We start from the raw sequence: 13,741 nt of genomic DNA, 5'->3' as shown, positions 1-13,741 counted from the left end.
CACGCACGCGCGCCAAGCGCCCCGCGCCCCGCGCCGGCGAGCGCCCGAGAGCGCGAGCCCGCGAGCCCGCGAGCCCATCCGAAGGCGAGCCGCGAACGCCAACGGCGACCCGCCCAAGATCGTGCTCGAACCAGGATGTAGTGGCCTCGGCAACGCGTCGAGGGCACTACATCACTGATCGAGCACGATCTTGGCCGTCGGGGCCGATCAGTGCTGCGCTCCGGGCCGCTCCGCTTTGAGATCAAGCTAGCAGACCGGAACGATCCGTTCCAGTAGCGATTTCCCGCGTATCCCACAACGGATCGAGCGCGGCACCCAGGAGGGCACCGCGCTCGACGACTGTGGGACGGGGTCGGGTCAGACGTTGAAGCCGAGGGAACGGAGCTGGTCCCGACCCTCGTCGGTGATCTTGTCCGGTCCCCACGGCGGGAGCCACACCCAGTTGATCCGGATGTCGTTGACGAGGCCGCCGCCCGGACCGGTGGTCAGCGCCTGCCGGGCCTGGTCCTCGATCACGTCGGTCAGCGGGCACGCCGCCGAGGTGAGCGTCATGTCCAGGGTCGCGACGTTCTCGTCGTCGACGTGCACCCCGTACACCAGGCCCAGGTCGACCACGTTGATGCCCAACTCGGGGTCGACGACGTCCTTCATCGCCTCCTCGATGTCGGCGATCATCGCCTTGCTGACGCCGCCCGTCGAGGTGGCGGCGTCGCCGGCACCAGGTGCCGCAGCGCCGTCGGTCGTCGCAGCGCCGTTGGTCGCAACGGCGTCGGTCTGCGGCGCCGCGGTGGCGTCACCGGCCTCCGGCGTCGCCGCGGTAGCGGTGTTCTCGCTCATGCCGTCCCTCCGGTTCGCTTCGTGATGCCACCCGGCACCACAGTGCTGCTGGAAATCGTTCGCTGACGCTCGCTCACGCCTTCACCTCCGGGCCCACGCCCACGCCCACGCCGGCGCGTGCCGCGGCGTCCTTGAACGCCATCCACGGCAGCAGCGCGCACTTCACCCGGGCGGGGTAGCGGGCCACGCCCGCGAAGGCCACCCCGTCACCGAGTACGTCCTCGTCGGGCGTGACCTGGCCACGTCCGGACATCAACTCGACGAACGCCTCGTGCACCTCGAATGCTTCCCCGGCGTCCCGACCGCGCAGCAGTTCGTGCAGCACGCTCGCCGAGGCCTGACTGATCGAGCAGCCCATGCCGTCGTACGAGATGTCGTGCAGCACGTCGCCGTCGGTGGCCACCCGGACGGTGATCTCGTCGCCGCAGGTCGGGTTGACGTGATGCGCTTCCGCGACCAGGTCGGCCGCGTCGTCGGCGTCGCGCAGGCCACGGCCGTGCGGATGCTTGTAGTGGTCCAGGATGATCTCCTGGTAGAGCTGGTCGAGTTGCGCCATCAGTCGAACACCTTCCGCGCCTGCTCCAGACCGCCCACCAGAGCGTCGATCTCCTCACTGGTGGTGTAGAGGTAGAACGAGGCTCGGGTCATCGCCGGGACGCCGAACCGGCTGCACACCGGCTTCGCGCAGTGGTGGCCCACCCGCACCTGCACGCCGAGCGAGTCGAGCACCTGGCCCACGTCGTGCGGGTGCACGTCACCGAGGGCGAACGAGATGGTGCCGCCGCGGCCGATCGGCACGGTCGGGCCGAAGATCCGCACGTCCGGCACCGTGCCGAGAGCGTCCAGCGCGTACGCCGTCAGCTCCTTCTCGTGCCACTGGATGGCCGGCATGCCGACGCCGGTCAGGTAGTCCACCGCCGCGCCGAGCGCGACCGCCTCGGCGATCGGCGGGGTGCCCGCCTCGAAGCGGGCCGGCGGCGCGGCGAACGTCGACCGGGCCATGGTCACCGTCTCGATCATCGAGCCGCCGCCCATCACCGGCGGCATGGCCGCCAGCAGCTCACCGCGGCCCCAGAGCACGCCGATGCCGGTCGGACCGAGCATCTTGTGCCCGGTGAACACGATGTAGTCGGCGTCCAGGTCGACAACGTCGATGGGCAGGTGCGGCACCGACTGCGAGCAGTCCAGCAGCAGCAGCGCGCCCACCTCGCGGACCCGCGCGGTGATCCGGGAGGTGGCGTTGACGGTGCCGAGGATGTTCGACACGTGCACCAGCGAGACGATCTTCGTCCGTTCGGTGACCAGATCCTCCAGGCCCGACTCGTCCAGCCGACCCTGGTCGGTGACCGGGAACCAGCGCAGGGTCGCGCCGGTCCGCTCGCACAGCAGCTGCCACGGGACGATGTTCGAGTGGTGCTCCATCTCGGAGATCACCACCTCGTCGCCGGGGCCGAGCCGGAACCGGGGGTCACCGTCCGGGCGCAGCGAGGCGTTCGAGAAGGCGTACGCCACGATGTTGATCGCCTCGGTGGAGTTCTTGGTGAACACCACCTCGTCGGTGCTCGGCGCGTTGATGAACGCGCTGATCTTGGCCCGTGCCCCCTCGTACGCCTCGGTGGCCTCGGTGCCCAGGGTGTGCACCGAGCGCGACACGTTGGCGTTGTGCCGCGCGTAGTGCTCGTCGAGCACGTCGAGCACCTGACGGGGCTTGTGCGAGGTGTTGGCGCTGTCGAGGTAGACCAGCGGGTGCCCGTTGATCTCCCGATCGAGGATCGGGAAGTCGGCGCGCACCCGGGCCACGTCGAAACGCGGCACGTCGTCGTACTGCGGCATCCCCTCAGGGATCGCGATGCTGGTCATCTCGGCAGCGCCTTCCCCACTCAGGCCTTGGCCGTGCCGGCCCCGGCGGCGTACCGCTCGTAGCCCTCGGCCTCGAGCTTGTCGGCCAGCTCCGGGCCGCCCTGCTCGACGATCCGGCCGGCCACGAAGACGTGTACGAAGTCCGGCTTGATGTAGCGCAGGATCCGCGTGTAGTGGGTGATCAGCAGCACGCCGGTGTCGCCGGTGTCGCGGACCCGGTTGACGCCCTCGCTGACCACGCGCAGCGCGTCCACGTCGAGGCCCGAGTCGGTCTCGTCGAGGACGGCGATCTTCGGCTTGAGCAGCTCCAGCTGGACGATCTCGTGCCGCTTCTTCTCACCGCCGGAGAAGCCCTCGTTGACGTTGCGCTGGGCGAACGCCGGGTCCATCTGGAGGCGCTCCATCGCGCCGCGCAGCTCGCCGCCCCAGGTGCGCAGCTTCGGCGCCTCGCCGTCGATGGCGGTCTTCGCGGTGCGCAGGAAGTTCGCGACCGAGACGCCGGGCACCTCGACCGGGTACTGCATGGCCAGGAAGAGGCCGGCGCGGGCCCGCTCGTCGACGGTCATGGCCAGCACGTCCTCGCCGTCGAGGGTCACCGAGCCGCCGGTGATCTCGTACTTGGGGTGGCCGGCGATCGAGTACGCCAGGGTGGACTTGCCGGAGCCGTTCGGGCCCATGATGGCATGGGTCTCACTCGACTTCACGGTCAGGTCGACACCGGCCAGGATCGGCTTGAGCTCACCCTCGGGCAGCTTGACCGACACCTTCAGGTCGCGGATCTCCAGGGTGCTCATTATCGGGTCACTCCATTACTCGGCGTCAGGCTGAGGTAGATGTCGCCGTCGCGGACTTCGACGGGGTAGACGGGGACGGGTTCGGTGGCGGGCAGGCCGGTCGGCGTGCCGGTGCGCAGGTCGAAGCGCGAGCCGTGCAGCCAGCACTCCAGCGTGCAGCCGTCGACCTCACCCTCGGAGAGGGCGACGGCGGCGTGCGAGCACTCGTCGTACGCGGCGTAGAACTCGCCGTCCTCGCCGTGCACCAGGGCGATCGGGGTGCCGTCGACGTCCGCGCTGATCGCGGTGCCCTTCGGCACGTCCTCGGTGGAGCAGATACGGATCATCAGGCGCCCGCCTTGGCCAGCCGGGCCTCGATCGCGTCGCCCAGGCGCTCGCGCAGCTCCTCGACCGGGATCTTGTTGATCACCTCGGCGAAGAAGCCGCGGACCACCAGGCGGCGGGCCTCACCCTCCGGGATGCCCCGGGCCATCAGGTAGAACAACTGCTCGTCGTCGAAGCGGCCGGTCGCGCTGGCGTGGCCGGCGCCGGCGATCTCGCCGGTCTCGATCTCCAGATTGGGTACGGAGTCCGCCCGCGCGCCGTCGGTGAGCAGCAGATTCCGGTTGATCTCGTACGTGTCGGTGCCGGTCGCCTCGGCCCGGATCAGCACGTCGCCCACCCAGACGGTGTGCGCGTCCGCGCCCTGCAGGGCGCCCCGGTAGCCGACGTAGCTGCGGCAGTCCGGCACGGAGTGGTCGACCAGCTGGCGGTGCTCCAGGTGCTGGCCGCCGTCGGCGAAGTAGACGCCGTACAGCTCGGCCTCGCCGCCCCGGCCGGTGTACTCCACGCTGGTGAACTGGCGCACCAGGTCACCGCCCAGGCTCACCTGCACGTGCGTCACCCGGGCGTCGCGGCCGAGCTTGAACTTGAGGTGCTGCGCCTGCACCGCGTCCGGCGCCCAGTCGGCCACGGTGACCAGGGTCAGCTTGGCCCCGTCGCTGACCGACACCTCGACGTTGTCGGCCAGGGTCGCCGAACCGACGTGCTCCAGCACCAGCGTCAGCTCCGCGAAGCGGCCCACCTCGACGAAGGTGTGCCCGAAGGCCAGACCCTCGCCGCCGTCGCCGACCACCCGCACGCGCACCGGGGCGCCCACGACGACATCGCTCGCCACCGAGAGCAGCAGCGCCTGCCCGGCGCCGCCGTACGCGAGCGCGCTGACCCGGTCGACCGGGGTGAGCACGCTGCCCACCCGCGGGTCGTCGGCGCCGATGCGCTCGATGGCCACGCCCTCGGGCAGCTCGCCGTACTCGTGCCGGACCGTGCCGGCGCCGGCCTGCGCGTCGCCCGCGAGGCCGCGCAGTCGCTTGAGCGGGGTGAAACGCCACTCCTCCTCCAGGCCGGTGAGGGCCGGGAAGTCGGCGACGTCGTACGAGCGCAGCGCCTGCGACTTGGTGCTGGGCGGCGCGGAAGCCTGGGTAGTCATGTCTTCCTTGGTCTGTCTGTTCTGTGACGACGAGGTTGGGTCGGGGTGCGGGCGGGCCGAGGTTCCGGCCCGCCCCGCGGGAGCGGCGGCGTCAGCCGACCGCGCCCTCCATCTGAAGCTCGATCAGGCGGTTCAGCTCCAGGGCGTACTCCATCGGAAGTTCCTTGGCGATCGGCTCGATGAAGCCACGCACGATCATGGCCATCGCCTCGTCCTCGCTCAGGCCCCGGCTCATCAGGTAGAAGAGCTGGTCGTCGCTGATCTTGGAGACGGTCGCCTCGTGCCCCATCGACACGTCGTCCTCGCGGATGTCGACGTACGGGTAGGTGTCCGAGCGCGAGATGGTGTCGACCAGCAGCGCGTCGCACTTGACCGTGCTCCGGCTGTGGTGCGAACCCTCCAGCACCTGCACCAGACCGCGGTACGAGGTGCGGCCGCCGCCCCGGGCGATCGACTTCGACACGATCGTCGAGGAGGTGTGCGGCGCGGCGTGCACCATCTTGGCGCCCGCGTCCTGGTGCTGACCCTCGCCGGCCATCGCCACCGAGAGCACCTCGCCCTTGGCGTGCTCGCCGGTCATGTAGACCGCCGGGTACTTCATCGTCACCTTGGAGCCGATGTTGCCGTCGACCCACTCCATGGTCGCGCCCTCGTGGCAGACGGCGCGCTTGGTGACCAGGTTGTAGACGTTGTTCGACCAGTTCTGGATGGTCGTGTACCGGCAGCGCGCGTTCTTCTTGACGATGATCTCCACGACGGCGCTGTGCAGCGAGTCCGAGGAGTAGAGCGGCGCGGTGCAGCCCTCGACGTAGTGCACGTACGCGCCCTCGTCGACGATGATCAGCGTCCGCTCGAACTGGCCCATGTTCTCCGTGTTGATCCGGAAGTAGGCCTGCAGCGGGATCTCCACGTGCACGCCCTTCGGCACGTAGATGAACGAGCCACCGGACCACACGGAGGTGTTCAGGGCGGCGAACTTGTTGTCGCCGACCGGGATCACCGTGCCGAAGTACTCCTTGAAGATGTCCTCGTGCTCGCGCAGCGCGGTGTCGGTGTCCAGGAAGACGACGCCCTGCTCCTCAAGGTCCTCACGGATCTTGTGGTAGACGACCTCGGACTCGTACTGCGCCGCGACACCGGCGACCAGCCGCTGCTTCTCCGCCTCCGGGATGCCCAGCCGGTCGTAGGTGTTCTTGATGTCCTCGGGCAGGTCCTCCCAGCTGGTGGCCTGCTTCTCGGTGGACCGCACGAAGTACTTGATGTTGTCGAAGTCGATGCCGGTGAGGTCCGCGCCCCAGGCCGGCATCGGCTTGCGGCCGAACAGCCGCAGACCCTTGAGGCGCAGGTCGAGCATCCAGGCCGGCTCGTTCTTCTTGGCCGAGATGTCCCGCACCACCGCCTCGTTGATGCCGCGCTGGGCGACCGCCCCGGCGGCGTCCGGGTCGGACCAGCCGTACTCGTAGCGACCGAGGGCGGCGAGCTGCTCTTCCTGGGTCAGGGGCTGGACGATCTGCTCGGTCATCTATCTGTCCTCACAGTGGTGACGGGATTACCGGATTGGGCGCGGCCCGGCTGGGTCGGGATGTGCGTGGTGCACACCCCATCGCCGTGCGCGATGGTGGCCAGGCGCTGCACGTGGGTGCCGACCAGACGGGAGATCACCGCGGTCTCGGCCTCGCACAGCTGGGGAAACTCGGCGGCCACGTGCGCCACCGGGCAGTGGTGCTGGCAGAGCTGACCGCCGGAGGCGATCGTGGTCGCGTTGGCAGCGTAACCCTCGGCGGTGAGCGCTCCGGCGAGTGCCTCAGCCCGCGCGAGGGGGTCGTCGCCGGCGTCCTCCATGGCGGCGCGGCAGCGCGACTCCAGCGCGGACACCTGCTCGGTGGCGAACGCCTCGACCGCGTCCGCGCCTCCGCTGCGGGCGATCCAGCGCAGCGCGGCGGTGGCCATGTTGTCGTAGTGGTGCGTGCCACAGCGGACCCGGGCCGCCTCGGTCAGCACGAACACCTTGGCCGGACGTCCGCGACCGCGGCTGCCCCGCACCGTCTGGTCGCGGGCGACGACGTCACCGTCGGCGAGCATCGCGTCCAGGTGCCGGCGGATCGCCGCCGGGCTCAGGCCGAGCGCCAGCCCGAGCTGCGCGGCGGTGGTCGCGCCCCGCTCCAGCAGCAGTTGGGTGACGCGGTCACGGGTGGAGATCTCCGTCGTGGCGCCGCCCAGCGCCGACGACGAGGCCCCGACGAGGGCGGACGCGGACGCGCCGACGGCCTGGGCAGCCGTCGGCTGGGGCCCGGAGAGCGCCGCCGCGTTTTTCACAACGCCAACGTTACGTAATTACCCGGAGGGTGGCAAACGCGGGTCCCGGTGATCCGAACCACCGACCCGGCGGAGTCGGACGAACCTCGATCACTACGGTGCGTAGGATTTGCGCCGTGAACCGCATCGTCCGTCCGGTCTCCGGTCTCCTGCTGCGCCGCCTCGCGCTCGCCTCGATCATCGCGAACGTCGGCATCGTCGTCACCGGCGGGGCGGTCCGGTTGACCGCCTCGGGCCTGGGCTGCCCCACCTGGCCCCGGTGCACCGACGATTCGTACGTCACCACGCCCGAGATGGGCGTGTACGGGGTGATCGAGTTCAGCAACCGGATGCTGACCTTCGCGGTGGGTCTGATCGCGCTCGCCACCGTGCTGGCGGTCCTGGCACACCGGCCCCGCCGCCGCGGGCTGCTGACCCTCGCCGTCGCCGTCTTCCTGGGCATTCCCGCCCAGGCGGTGATCGGTGGCATCACGGTGCTCACCAACCTCAACCCGTGGGTGGTCGGGCTGCACTTCCTCGCCTCGATGGCGGTGCTCGCCGCCGCGTACGCCCTCTGGCGGCGGGTCGACGAACCGGACACCCCGCCGGTCGCCGTGGTGCCCTCCCCCCTGCGCATGCTCGCCCGGGTCACCACCGGCGTCACCGTCGCGGTGCTGGTGATCGGCACCTGGGTCACCGGCAGCGGCCCGCACGCCGGCGACCACGGCGCGGCCCGCAACGGACTGGACCCAGAGTCGATCTCCCAGGTGCACGCCGACGGCGTCTTCCTGCTGATCGGCCTGTCGGTGGCGTTGATCTTCGCGTTCCGCGCGGTCGGCGCGGCGCGGGCCACCCGGGCCGCCGTCGTCCTGCTCGCGGTGGAGCTGGGTCAGGGGCTCATCGGCTTCGTGCAGTACTTCACCCAGGTGCCGGCGCTCCTGGTCGGCGCGCACATGCTCGGCTCGTGCCTGGTGCTGCTCGCCGCCCTCGCCGTCCAGTGGTCCACCCGTGAACGCCGCCCGGCAGCCCCGGCGTCGCAAACCACCGCGACCGAGGCCGAAGCCGTCCCAGTCACCGCCTAGCACCCCCGCACCCCGTACCCCGTACCCCGTACCCCGCACCCCGCACCCCGCACCCCGCACCCCGCACCCCGCACCCCGCACCCCGCACCCCGCACCCCGCACCCCGCACCCCGCACCGATCTTGCACTTTCGGGTGGCGAAATGCGCAGCCTTGCGCCTTTTGCTGGGACAGAAAGTGCAAGATCGACGTGCTGGGAGGGGCGGGCGCCGACGCCACGATCGTGCGCGAACCACGAAGTAGTGGCCTGCACGGCACACCGACACCACTCGATCCTGGATCGAGCACGATCATGCCGAGGCGCGGGCGAGCCGACCCCCAACCAAGGGACGACGCCGCGAGCGCGGCGAAGCAACCCTGCGCCCGCTCAAGATCTGCACAACTTCGGGGATGTTGCTGCTTCCGGGGCGCCGGTGGCAGCAGCATCCCCGATACTGCGCGGATCTTGGGGGGGTACGCCCAGGGCCAGGCGGCGGGGTGGGAGATCAGGCTCGGCGGGTCAGGTGGGTGGCTATCGCGGCGGCGAGGCGGTCGGGGGCGCCGTCGGCGTACCCGATGAAGAGCGACGGCTCGGTCAGCTCCAGTTCGACCAGGACGGGGTCGCCGTCCGGGCCGGGGATCAGGTCGACCCGGGCGTAGAGCAGTCGACGCGGGCCACCGGGCACCGCGGCGAGGGTCCGCTCGGCGACCGCCAACTGCTCGGGGCGCGCGGCACGGGAGCTGATCTCCTCGGCCTTGTAGAGGCCGTCCGGGCCGAGATCCGGACCGGTCAGCATCGGACCCTTGCGGATGGCGTGGCTGTACGCGAGCCCGTCCGGGCCGGCCAGGAAGAGCAGCGCCGTCTCGCCCTCGCTGTCGACGGCGCTCAGGTACGGCTGGACCATGGTCGTCCGGCCGGCGGTGGAGAGGCGGCGTACGTGGGCCCGAGCCAGGTCGCGGTGCTCCGGGTCGGCCAGGTCGTACCGGCCGGTGTCCTGGCTGCCGGCGCTGACCGAGGGCTTGAGCACGTACTCGCCCGTCTCGGCGGGCGGCGACCAGGTCTCCCCCGGCTCGACCCAGGACGTCGGCACGGTCGGCACCCCGGCGGCGCTCAGCTCGGCCAGGTAGCGCTTGTCGGTGTTCCACCGCACCACGTCGGCCGGGTTGACCAGGGCGGGCACGGACGCGGCCCAGGCGACGAACTCGTCGCGGCGCAGGGCGTAGTCCCACGGTGAGCGGAGCACGACGAGGTCGTACGAGGACCAGTCGGCGTCCGGGTCGTCCCAGACGACCGCCTCGGCGGCGATCCCCCGGGCGGTGAGCGGGTCGAGGACGAGACGGTCGTCGGGGTCGAGGTCGACCAGCTCGGTGCAGGTGACGAGAGCGACCCGGGGTTCCCCCCGGGTCGACTGGTGGTGGTTGGTCAATTCAGCTGTCTATCTCAACGGGCCATCGTGCGCCGGGCCATCGACCGCCAGAGGTCGTTGCTCGGTCGCATCTGGTCCATCAGTTCACGCTCCCAGGCGTTCTCGACGGTGACTCCCGCCTTGGCGCACGCCTCCCGAGCGGTGACGGTGTCCTCGGCGAACTGGTCGCCCCACTCACCGTCGGCACCCACGAGGACGATCCGTGCGCCGCGCTTACCGACGTACTCGATGACGGCCTTCGCACCGCCGTGCCCGGCGGCGAACGACTGGAGGCCCGCGACCAGGCCGTGCGGGGCCTGCTCGCCGGCGGTCTGCTCAGCCGTCAGCGTCGTATCGGAACCATCTGCCATGACGCGAAGCCTAAGCAGAGTTGCACTTGCGCGTGCGAGAACCATGAACCTTTTGTGATGCCAATTACCTACAGGTTTAAGGAAGACCACAGGCTTCCTGCCCGGTTATATCCGGATTTTCCCGCACTAAGCACGTGGGCAAATCAGGGTTCAGTGCCCGCAGGTTGAGTCGATCCGACTCATGCCGAAAGTTACTCTCATGTGACGTTAAACCCGGACAACTCATCCACGACCATGATTAGTCCGCGGACTTCCAGTGCGCTGCGGGGACGTCCGCGCGACAGGCGTCAGATCAGCGCGTCGAGCGCGACGGCCACGAAGACGATCGTCAGGTACGTCGTCGACCAGTGGAACAGCCGCATCGGCTTGACCGCATCGCCGCGGGTCGCCCGCCGGCAGAGCCGGTGCGCCTCGACCAGGAAGATCGCGCCCACCACCAGCGTCGGTACGCCGTAGATCGCGCTGAGGCCCAGCGGCCAGACCGCGAGGGAGGTGAGCACGGTGAGCCACGCGAAGATCAGGATCTCGGCGTTCACCCGCCGGGTGGAGGCCACCACCGGCAGCATCGGGATGCCGGCGCGGGCGTAGTCGTCCTTGTACTTCATCGCGAGCGGGTAGAAGTGCGGCATCTGCCAGAAGAAGACCACGGCGAACAGGCCCCAGGCCGCCGGGGCGAGCCCGCCGGTCACCGCCGCCCACCCGATCAGCACCGGAGCGGCCCCGCAGGCGCCACCCCAGAACGTGTTCGTCGGCGTGGAGCGCTTGAGCCAGAGCGTGTAGACGACGTCGTAGTAGACGATCGCGGCGAGCGTCAGCCCGGCCGCGAGCAGGTTGGTGAACGCCGCCATCAGAACGATCGAGATCGCCGCCAGCACCAGACCGAAGACGAGCGCGCTACGCGGCGACACCGTGTGCGCCGGCAGCGGACGCCGCTTGGTCCGCCGCATCAACTGGTCGATGTCCCGGTCGATGTAGCAGTTGAGCACGCTGGCCGCCCCCGCGGCGAGCGAGCCACCCAGGAGCACCACGGCCATCAGCCACAGCGACGGCAGTCCCCCGTCGGCGAGCATCATCGCCGGGACGGTGGTGACCAGCAGCAACTCGACGATGCGCGGCTTGGTGAGCGTCACGTACGCCGACACGATCGCGCGCACGTCCCGCGGCGCCACCGGGCCCTCGGCCGCCCGCGCCGGGGGTTTCCCGCCGGGGTTGCTCGCGGGGCGCTCGGTGATCATGCTCACGGATTGCCACCTTCCGGCATCGGCACGGGGAGATCGAGTCGGGCGGGTCCCGCTCGGGGGCCGCACACCGACCCACACACTACGCGTCGTCGTTTTGGCTGCCCGGCCGACCCGACAACGGTGCGGGCCGTCACACCACCGGGTTGAACGTCTGGGCGCAGAGTCACGTATCGCACACCATGCGGAGATCCCCGGGCGCGCGTTTAGTCGCGCTCGATAGGGTCATCAGTGAGGGTTCCGCCCATCTGCCGAGGAGCACAACCATCGTGGCTGCCAACCGACCCGAGCACTCCGAACTCAACTGGTCCGACCTCGATCGTCGGGCCGTCGACACCGTCCGCGTCCTGGCCATGGATGCCGTCGAGAAATCCGGCAACGGCCACCCGGGCACCGCGATGAGCCTGGCGCCCGCGGCCTACCTTCTCTTCAACCGGGTCATGCGGCACAACCCGGCCGACCCGAACTGGCCCGGCCGGGACCGGTTCGTGCTCTCCGCCGGGCACTCCAGCCTGACCCTCTACATCCAACTGTTCCTGTCCGGCTACCCGCTGAGCCTGAACGACCTGAAGTCGCTGCGGCAGTGGGGCTCGCTGACCCCGGGTCACCCGGAGCACGGTCACACCCCGGGCGTGGAGACCACCACCGGCCCGCTCGGGCAGGGCCTGGGCAACGCGGTCGGCATGGCCATGGCGGCCCGTCGCGAGCGCGGCCTGTTCGACCCGGAGGCCGAGCCGGGCATGTCGGTCTTCGACCACAACATCTGGTGCATCGTCTCCGACGGCGACATCGAGGAGGGCATCAGCCACGAAGCCAGCGCCCTCGCCGGGCACCAGCAGCTGGGCAACCTCACGGTGGTCTACGACGACAACGAGATCTCGATCGAGGACGACACCCGCATCGCCAAGAGCGAGGACGTGGCGGCCCGCTACGAGGCGTACGGCTGGCACGTGCAGACCGTCGACTGGCGCAGCGGTGACGCCGACCAGGGCGACTACCACGAGGACGCCGAGGCGCTGTACCGCGCGCTGGTGGCCGCCAAGGCCGAGACCGACCGTCCCTCCTTCATCGCGCTGCGCACCATCATCGGCTGGCCCGCGCCCAACAAGCAGAACACCGGCAAGATCCACGGCTCGGCGCTCGGCGCCGACGAGGTGAAGGCCACCAAGCGGATCCTCGACTTCGACCCGGAGCAGACCTTCCAGGTCGACGAGGAGGTGCTCGCGCACGCCCGCAACGTGATGGGCCGCGGCGCGGACGCCGAGCAGGAGTGGACCGTCTCGTTCGACGCCTGGAAGAAGGCGAACCCGGAGCGCACGGCGCTCTACGAGCGGATGGCCGGCCGGGTGCTGCCGGACGGCTGGACCGAGGCGCTGCCGGTCTTCCCCGCCGACGCCAAGGGTGTGGCCACCCGGGCCGCCTCCGGCAAGGTGCTCGAGGCGCTCGCGCCGGTGCTGCCGGAGCTGTGGGGCGGTTCGGCCGACCTGGCCGAGAGCAACAACACCACCATGAAGGGCGAGCCGTCGTTCATCCCGGCCGTGCACGCCACCAAGGACTTCCCCGGCCACGAGTACGGCCGGACCCTGCACTTCGGCATCCGTGAGCACGCCATGGGCGCGATCCTCAACGGCATCGCCCTGCACGGCGGCACCCGCCCGTACGGCGGCACCTTCCTGGTGTTCAGCGACTACATGCGCCCGTCGGTGCGGCTGGCCGCGTTGATGAAGCTGCCGGTGACGTACGTCTGGACGCACGACTCGATCGGCCTGGGCGAGGACGGCCCGACCCACCAGCCGGTGGAGCACCTGACCGCGCTGCGCGCCATCCCCGGCCTGGACGTGGTCCGCCCGGCCGACGCCAACGAGACCGCGTGGGCGTGGCGGCAGGCGCTGGAGAACACCGACCGGCCGACCGCGCTGGCGCTGAGCCGCCAGCCGTTGCCGACCCTGGACCGGGACGTCCTGGGTGGCGCGGACGGTGTCGCCAAGGGCGGCTACGTGCTGGCCGAGGCGTCCAACGGCAAGCCCCAGGTGATCATCGTCGGCACCGGCTCCGAGGTGCAGCTCTGCCTGACCGCCCGGGAGCGGCTGGAGGCCGACGGCACGCCGACCCGAGTCGTCTCGATGCCCTGCCAGGAGTGGTTCTACGAGCAGGATGAGGCATACCGGGAGTCGGTGCTCCCGCGCGGGGTAAAGGCACGGGTGAGCGTGGAGGCCGGGATCGCCATGTCCTGGCGCGGCATCGTCGGCGACCTCGGCGAGAGCGTCAGCCTGGAGCACTACGGGGCGAGCGCCCCGCACACCGTGCTCTTCGAGCAGTTCGGGTTCACCCCCGACCGGATCGTGGCGGCGGCACACGCCTCGCTGGCCCGGGTGGGCGACATCACCGGTTTCACGACCGGCAACTGAGGGAG

13 protein-coding genes are annotated in these 13,741 nt (G+C 70.4%); 2 read left to right on the top strand and 11 right to left on the bottom strand.

All coding sequences use genetic code 11. From position 1 onward, the window contains the following. Nucleotides 1-357 precede the first annotated feature (357 nt). From OG505_RS03160 to OG505_RS03125, 8 genes are all read right to left on the bottom strand, one after another. Nucleotides 358-837, bottom strand: coding sequence for a metal-sulfur cluster assembly factor (locus OG505_RS03160; RefSeq protein ID WP_405430840.1), 480 nt, complete (start codon nucleotides 835-837; stop codon nucleotides 358-360). A 73-nt stretch (nucleotides 838-910) separates the two neighbouring features. Then, a complete protein-coding gene (sufU, locus tag OG505_RS03155) occupies nucleotides 911-1,393 on the bottom strand; it encodes a Fe-S cluster assembly sulfur transfer protein SufU (protein ID WP_405430838.1) in 483 nt (160 codons plus the stop codon). Next, entirely contained in the window at nucleotides 1,393-2,697 is a 1,305-nt protein-coding gene (locus OG505_RS03150; RefSeq protein ID WP_405430836.1) for a cysteine desulfurase, read from the bottom strand. Before OG505_RS03150 ends, sufU begins: the two co-directional genes overlap by 1 nt. 20 nt (nucleotides 2,698-2,717) lie before the next feature. Then, nucleotides 2,718-3,491 (bottom strand): Fe-S cluster assembly ATPase SufC, encoded by a 774-nt coding sequence (gene sufC, locus OG505_RS03145; protein WP_405430835.1) that lies wholly within the window; start codon nucleotides 3,489-3,491, stop codon nucleotides 2,718-2,720. Beyond that, nucleotides 3,491-3,817, bottom strand: coding sequence for a non-heme iron oxygenase ferredoxin subunit (locus OG505_RS03140; protein ID WP_358158559.1), 327 nt, complete (start codon nucleotides 3,815-3,817; stop codon nucleotides 3,491-3,493). Before OG505_RS03140 ends, sufC begins: the two co-directional genes overlap by 1 nt. After that, a complete protein-coding gene (gene sufD, locus OG505_RS03135; protein ID WP_405430833.1) occupies nucleotides 3,817-4,959 on the bottom strand; it encodes a Fe-S cluster assembly protein SufD in 1,143 nt (380 codons plus the stop codon). The genes OG505_RS03140 and sufD overlap by 1 nt, the downstream gene beginning before the upstream one ends. A 91-nt stretch (nucleotides 4,960-5,050) precedes the next feature. Then, nucleotides 5,051-6,481 (bottom strand): Fe-S cluster assembly protein SufB, encoded by a 1,431-nt coding sequence (gene sufB / locus OG505_RS03130; RefSeq protein ID WP_405430831.1) that lies wholly within the window; start codon nucleotides 6,479-6,481, stop codon nucleotides 5,051-5,053. Then, nucleotides 6,478-7,179 (bottom strand): helix-turn-helix transcriptional regulator, encoded by a 702-nt coding sequence (locus OG505_RS03125; protein WP_405434356.1) that lies wholly within the window; start codon nucleotides 7,177-7,179, stop codon nucleotides 6,478-6,480. The genes sufB and OG505_RS03125 overlap by 4 nt, the downstream gene beginning before the upstream one ends. A 194-nt stretch (nucleotides 7,180-7,373) precedes the next feature. On the opposite strand from OG505_RS03125, the gene OG505_RS03120 reads away from it, so the two are divergent. Continuing rightward, nucleotides 7,374-8,336: a COX15/CtaA family protein gene (locus tag OG505_RS03120; RefSeq protein WP_405430829.1), complete on the top strand. Its 963-nt coding sequence runs from the start codon at nucleotides 7,374-7,376 to the stop codon at nucleotides 8,334-8,336. 483 nt (nucleotides 8,337-8,819) lie between these two features. On the opposite strand, the gene OG505_RS03115 is transcribed toward OG505_RS03120, so the two are convergent. From OG505_RS03115 to OG505_RS03105, 3 genes are all read right to left on the bottom strand, one after another. Continuing rightward, a complete protein-coding gene (locus OG505_RS03115; protein ID WP_405430827.1) occupies nucleotides 8,820-9,740 on the bottom strand; it encodes a RimK family alpha-L-glutamate ligase in 921 nt (306 codons plus the stop codon). A gap of 14 nt (nucleotides 9,741-9,754) precedes the next feature. Beyond that, nucleotides 9,755-10,090, bottom strand: coding sequence for a hypothetical protein (locus OG505_RS03110; RefSeq protein ID WP_405430826.1), 336 nt, complete (start codon nucleotides 10,088-10,090; stop codon nucleotides 9,755-9,757). A gap of 287 nt (nucleotides 10,091-10,377) precedes the next feature. Continuing rightward, nucleotides 10,378-11,331, bottom strand: coding sequence for a heme o synthase (locus OG505_RS03105; RefSeq protein ID WP_405430825.1), 954 nt, complete (start codon nucleotides 11,329-11,331; stop codon nucleotides 10,378-10,380). A gap of 266 nt (nucleotides 11,332-11,597) precedes the next feature. Here OG505_RS03105 and tkt point away from each other — a divergent pair, with 266 nt between their 5' ends. Then, entirely contained in the window at nucleotides 11,598-13,736 is a 2,139-nt protein-coding gene (gene tkt / locus OG505_RS03100) for a transketolase (RefSeq protein ID WP_405430823.1), read from the top strand. Nucleotides 13,737-13,741 lie beyond the last annotated feature (5 nt).

This window comes from Micromonospora sp. NBC_00617, from assembly GCF_045161355.1.
GTDB lineage: Bacteria > Actinomycetota > Actinomycetes > Mycobacteriales > Micromonosporaceae > Micromonospora.
Note: the sequence above shows the minus strand (reverse complement) of the source record. Positions and strands in the feature narration are given on the sequence as shown.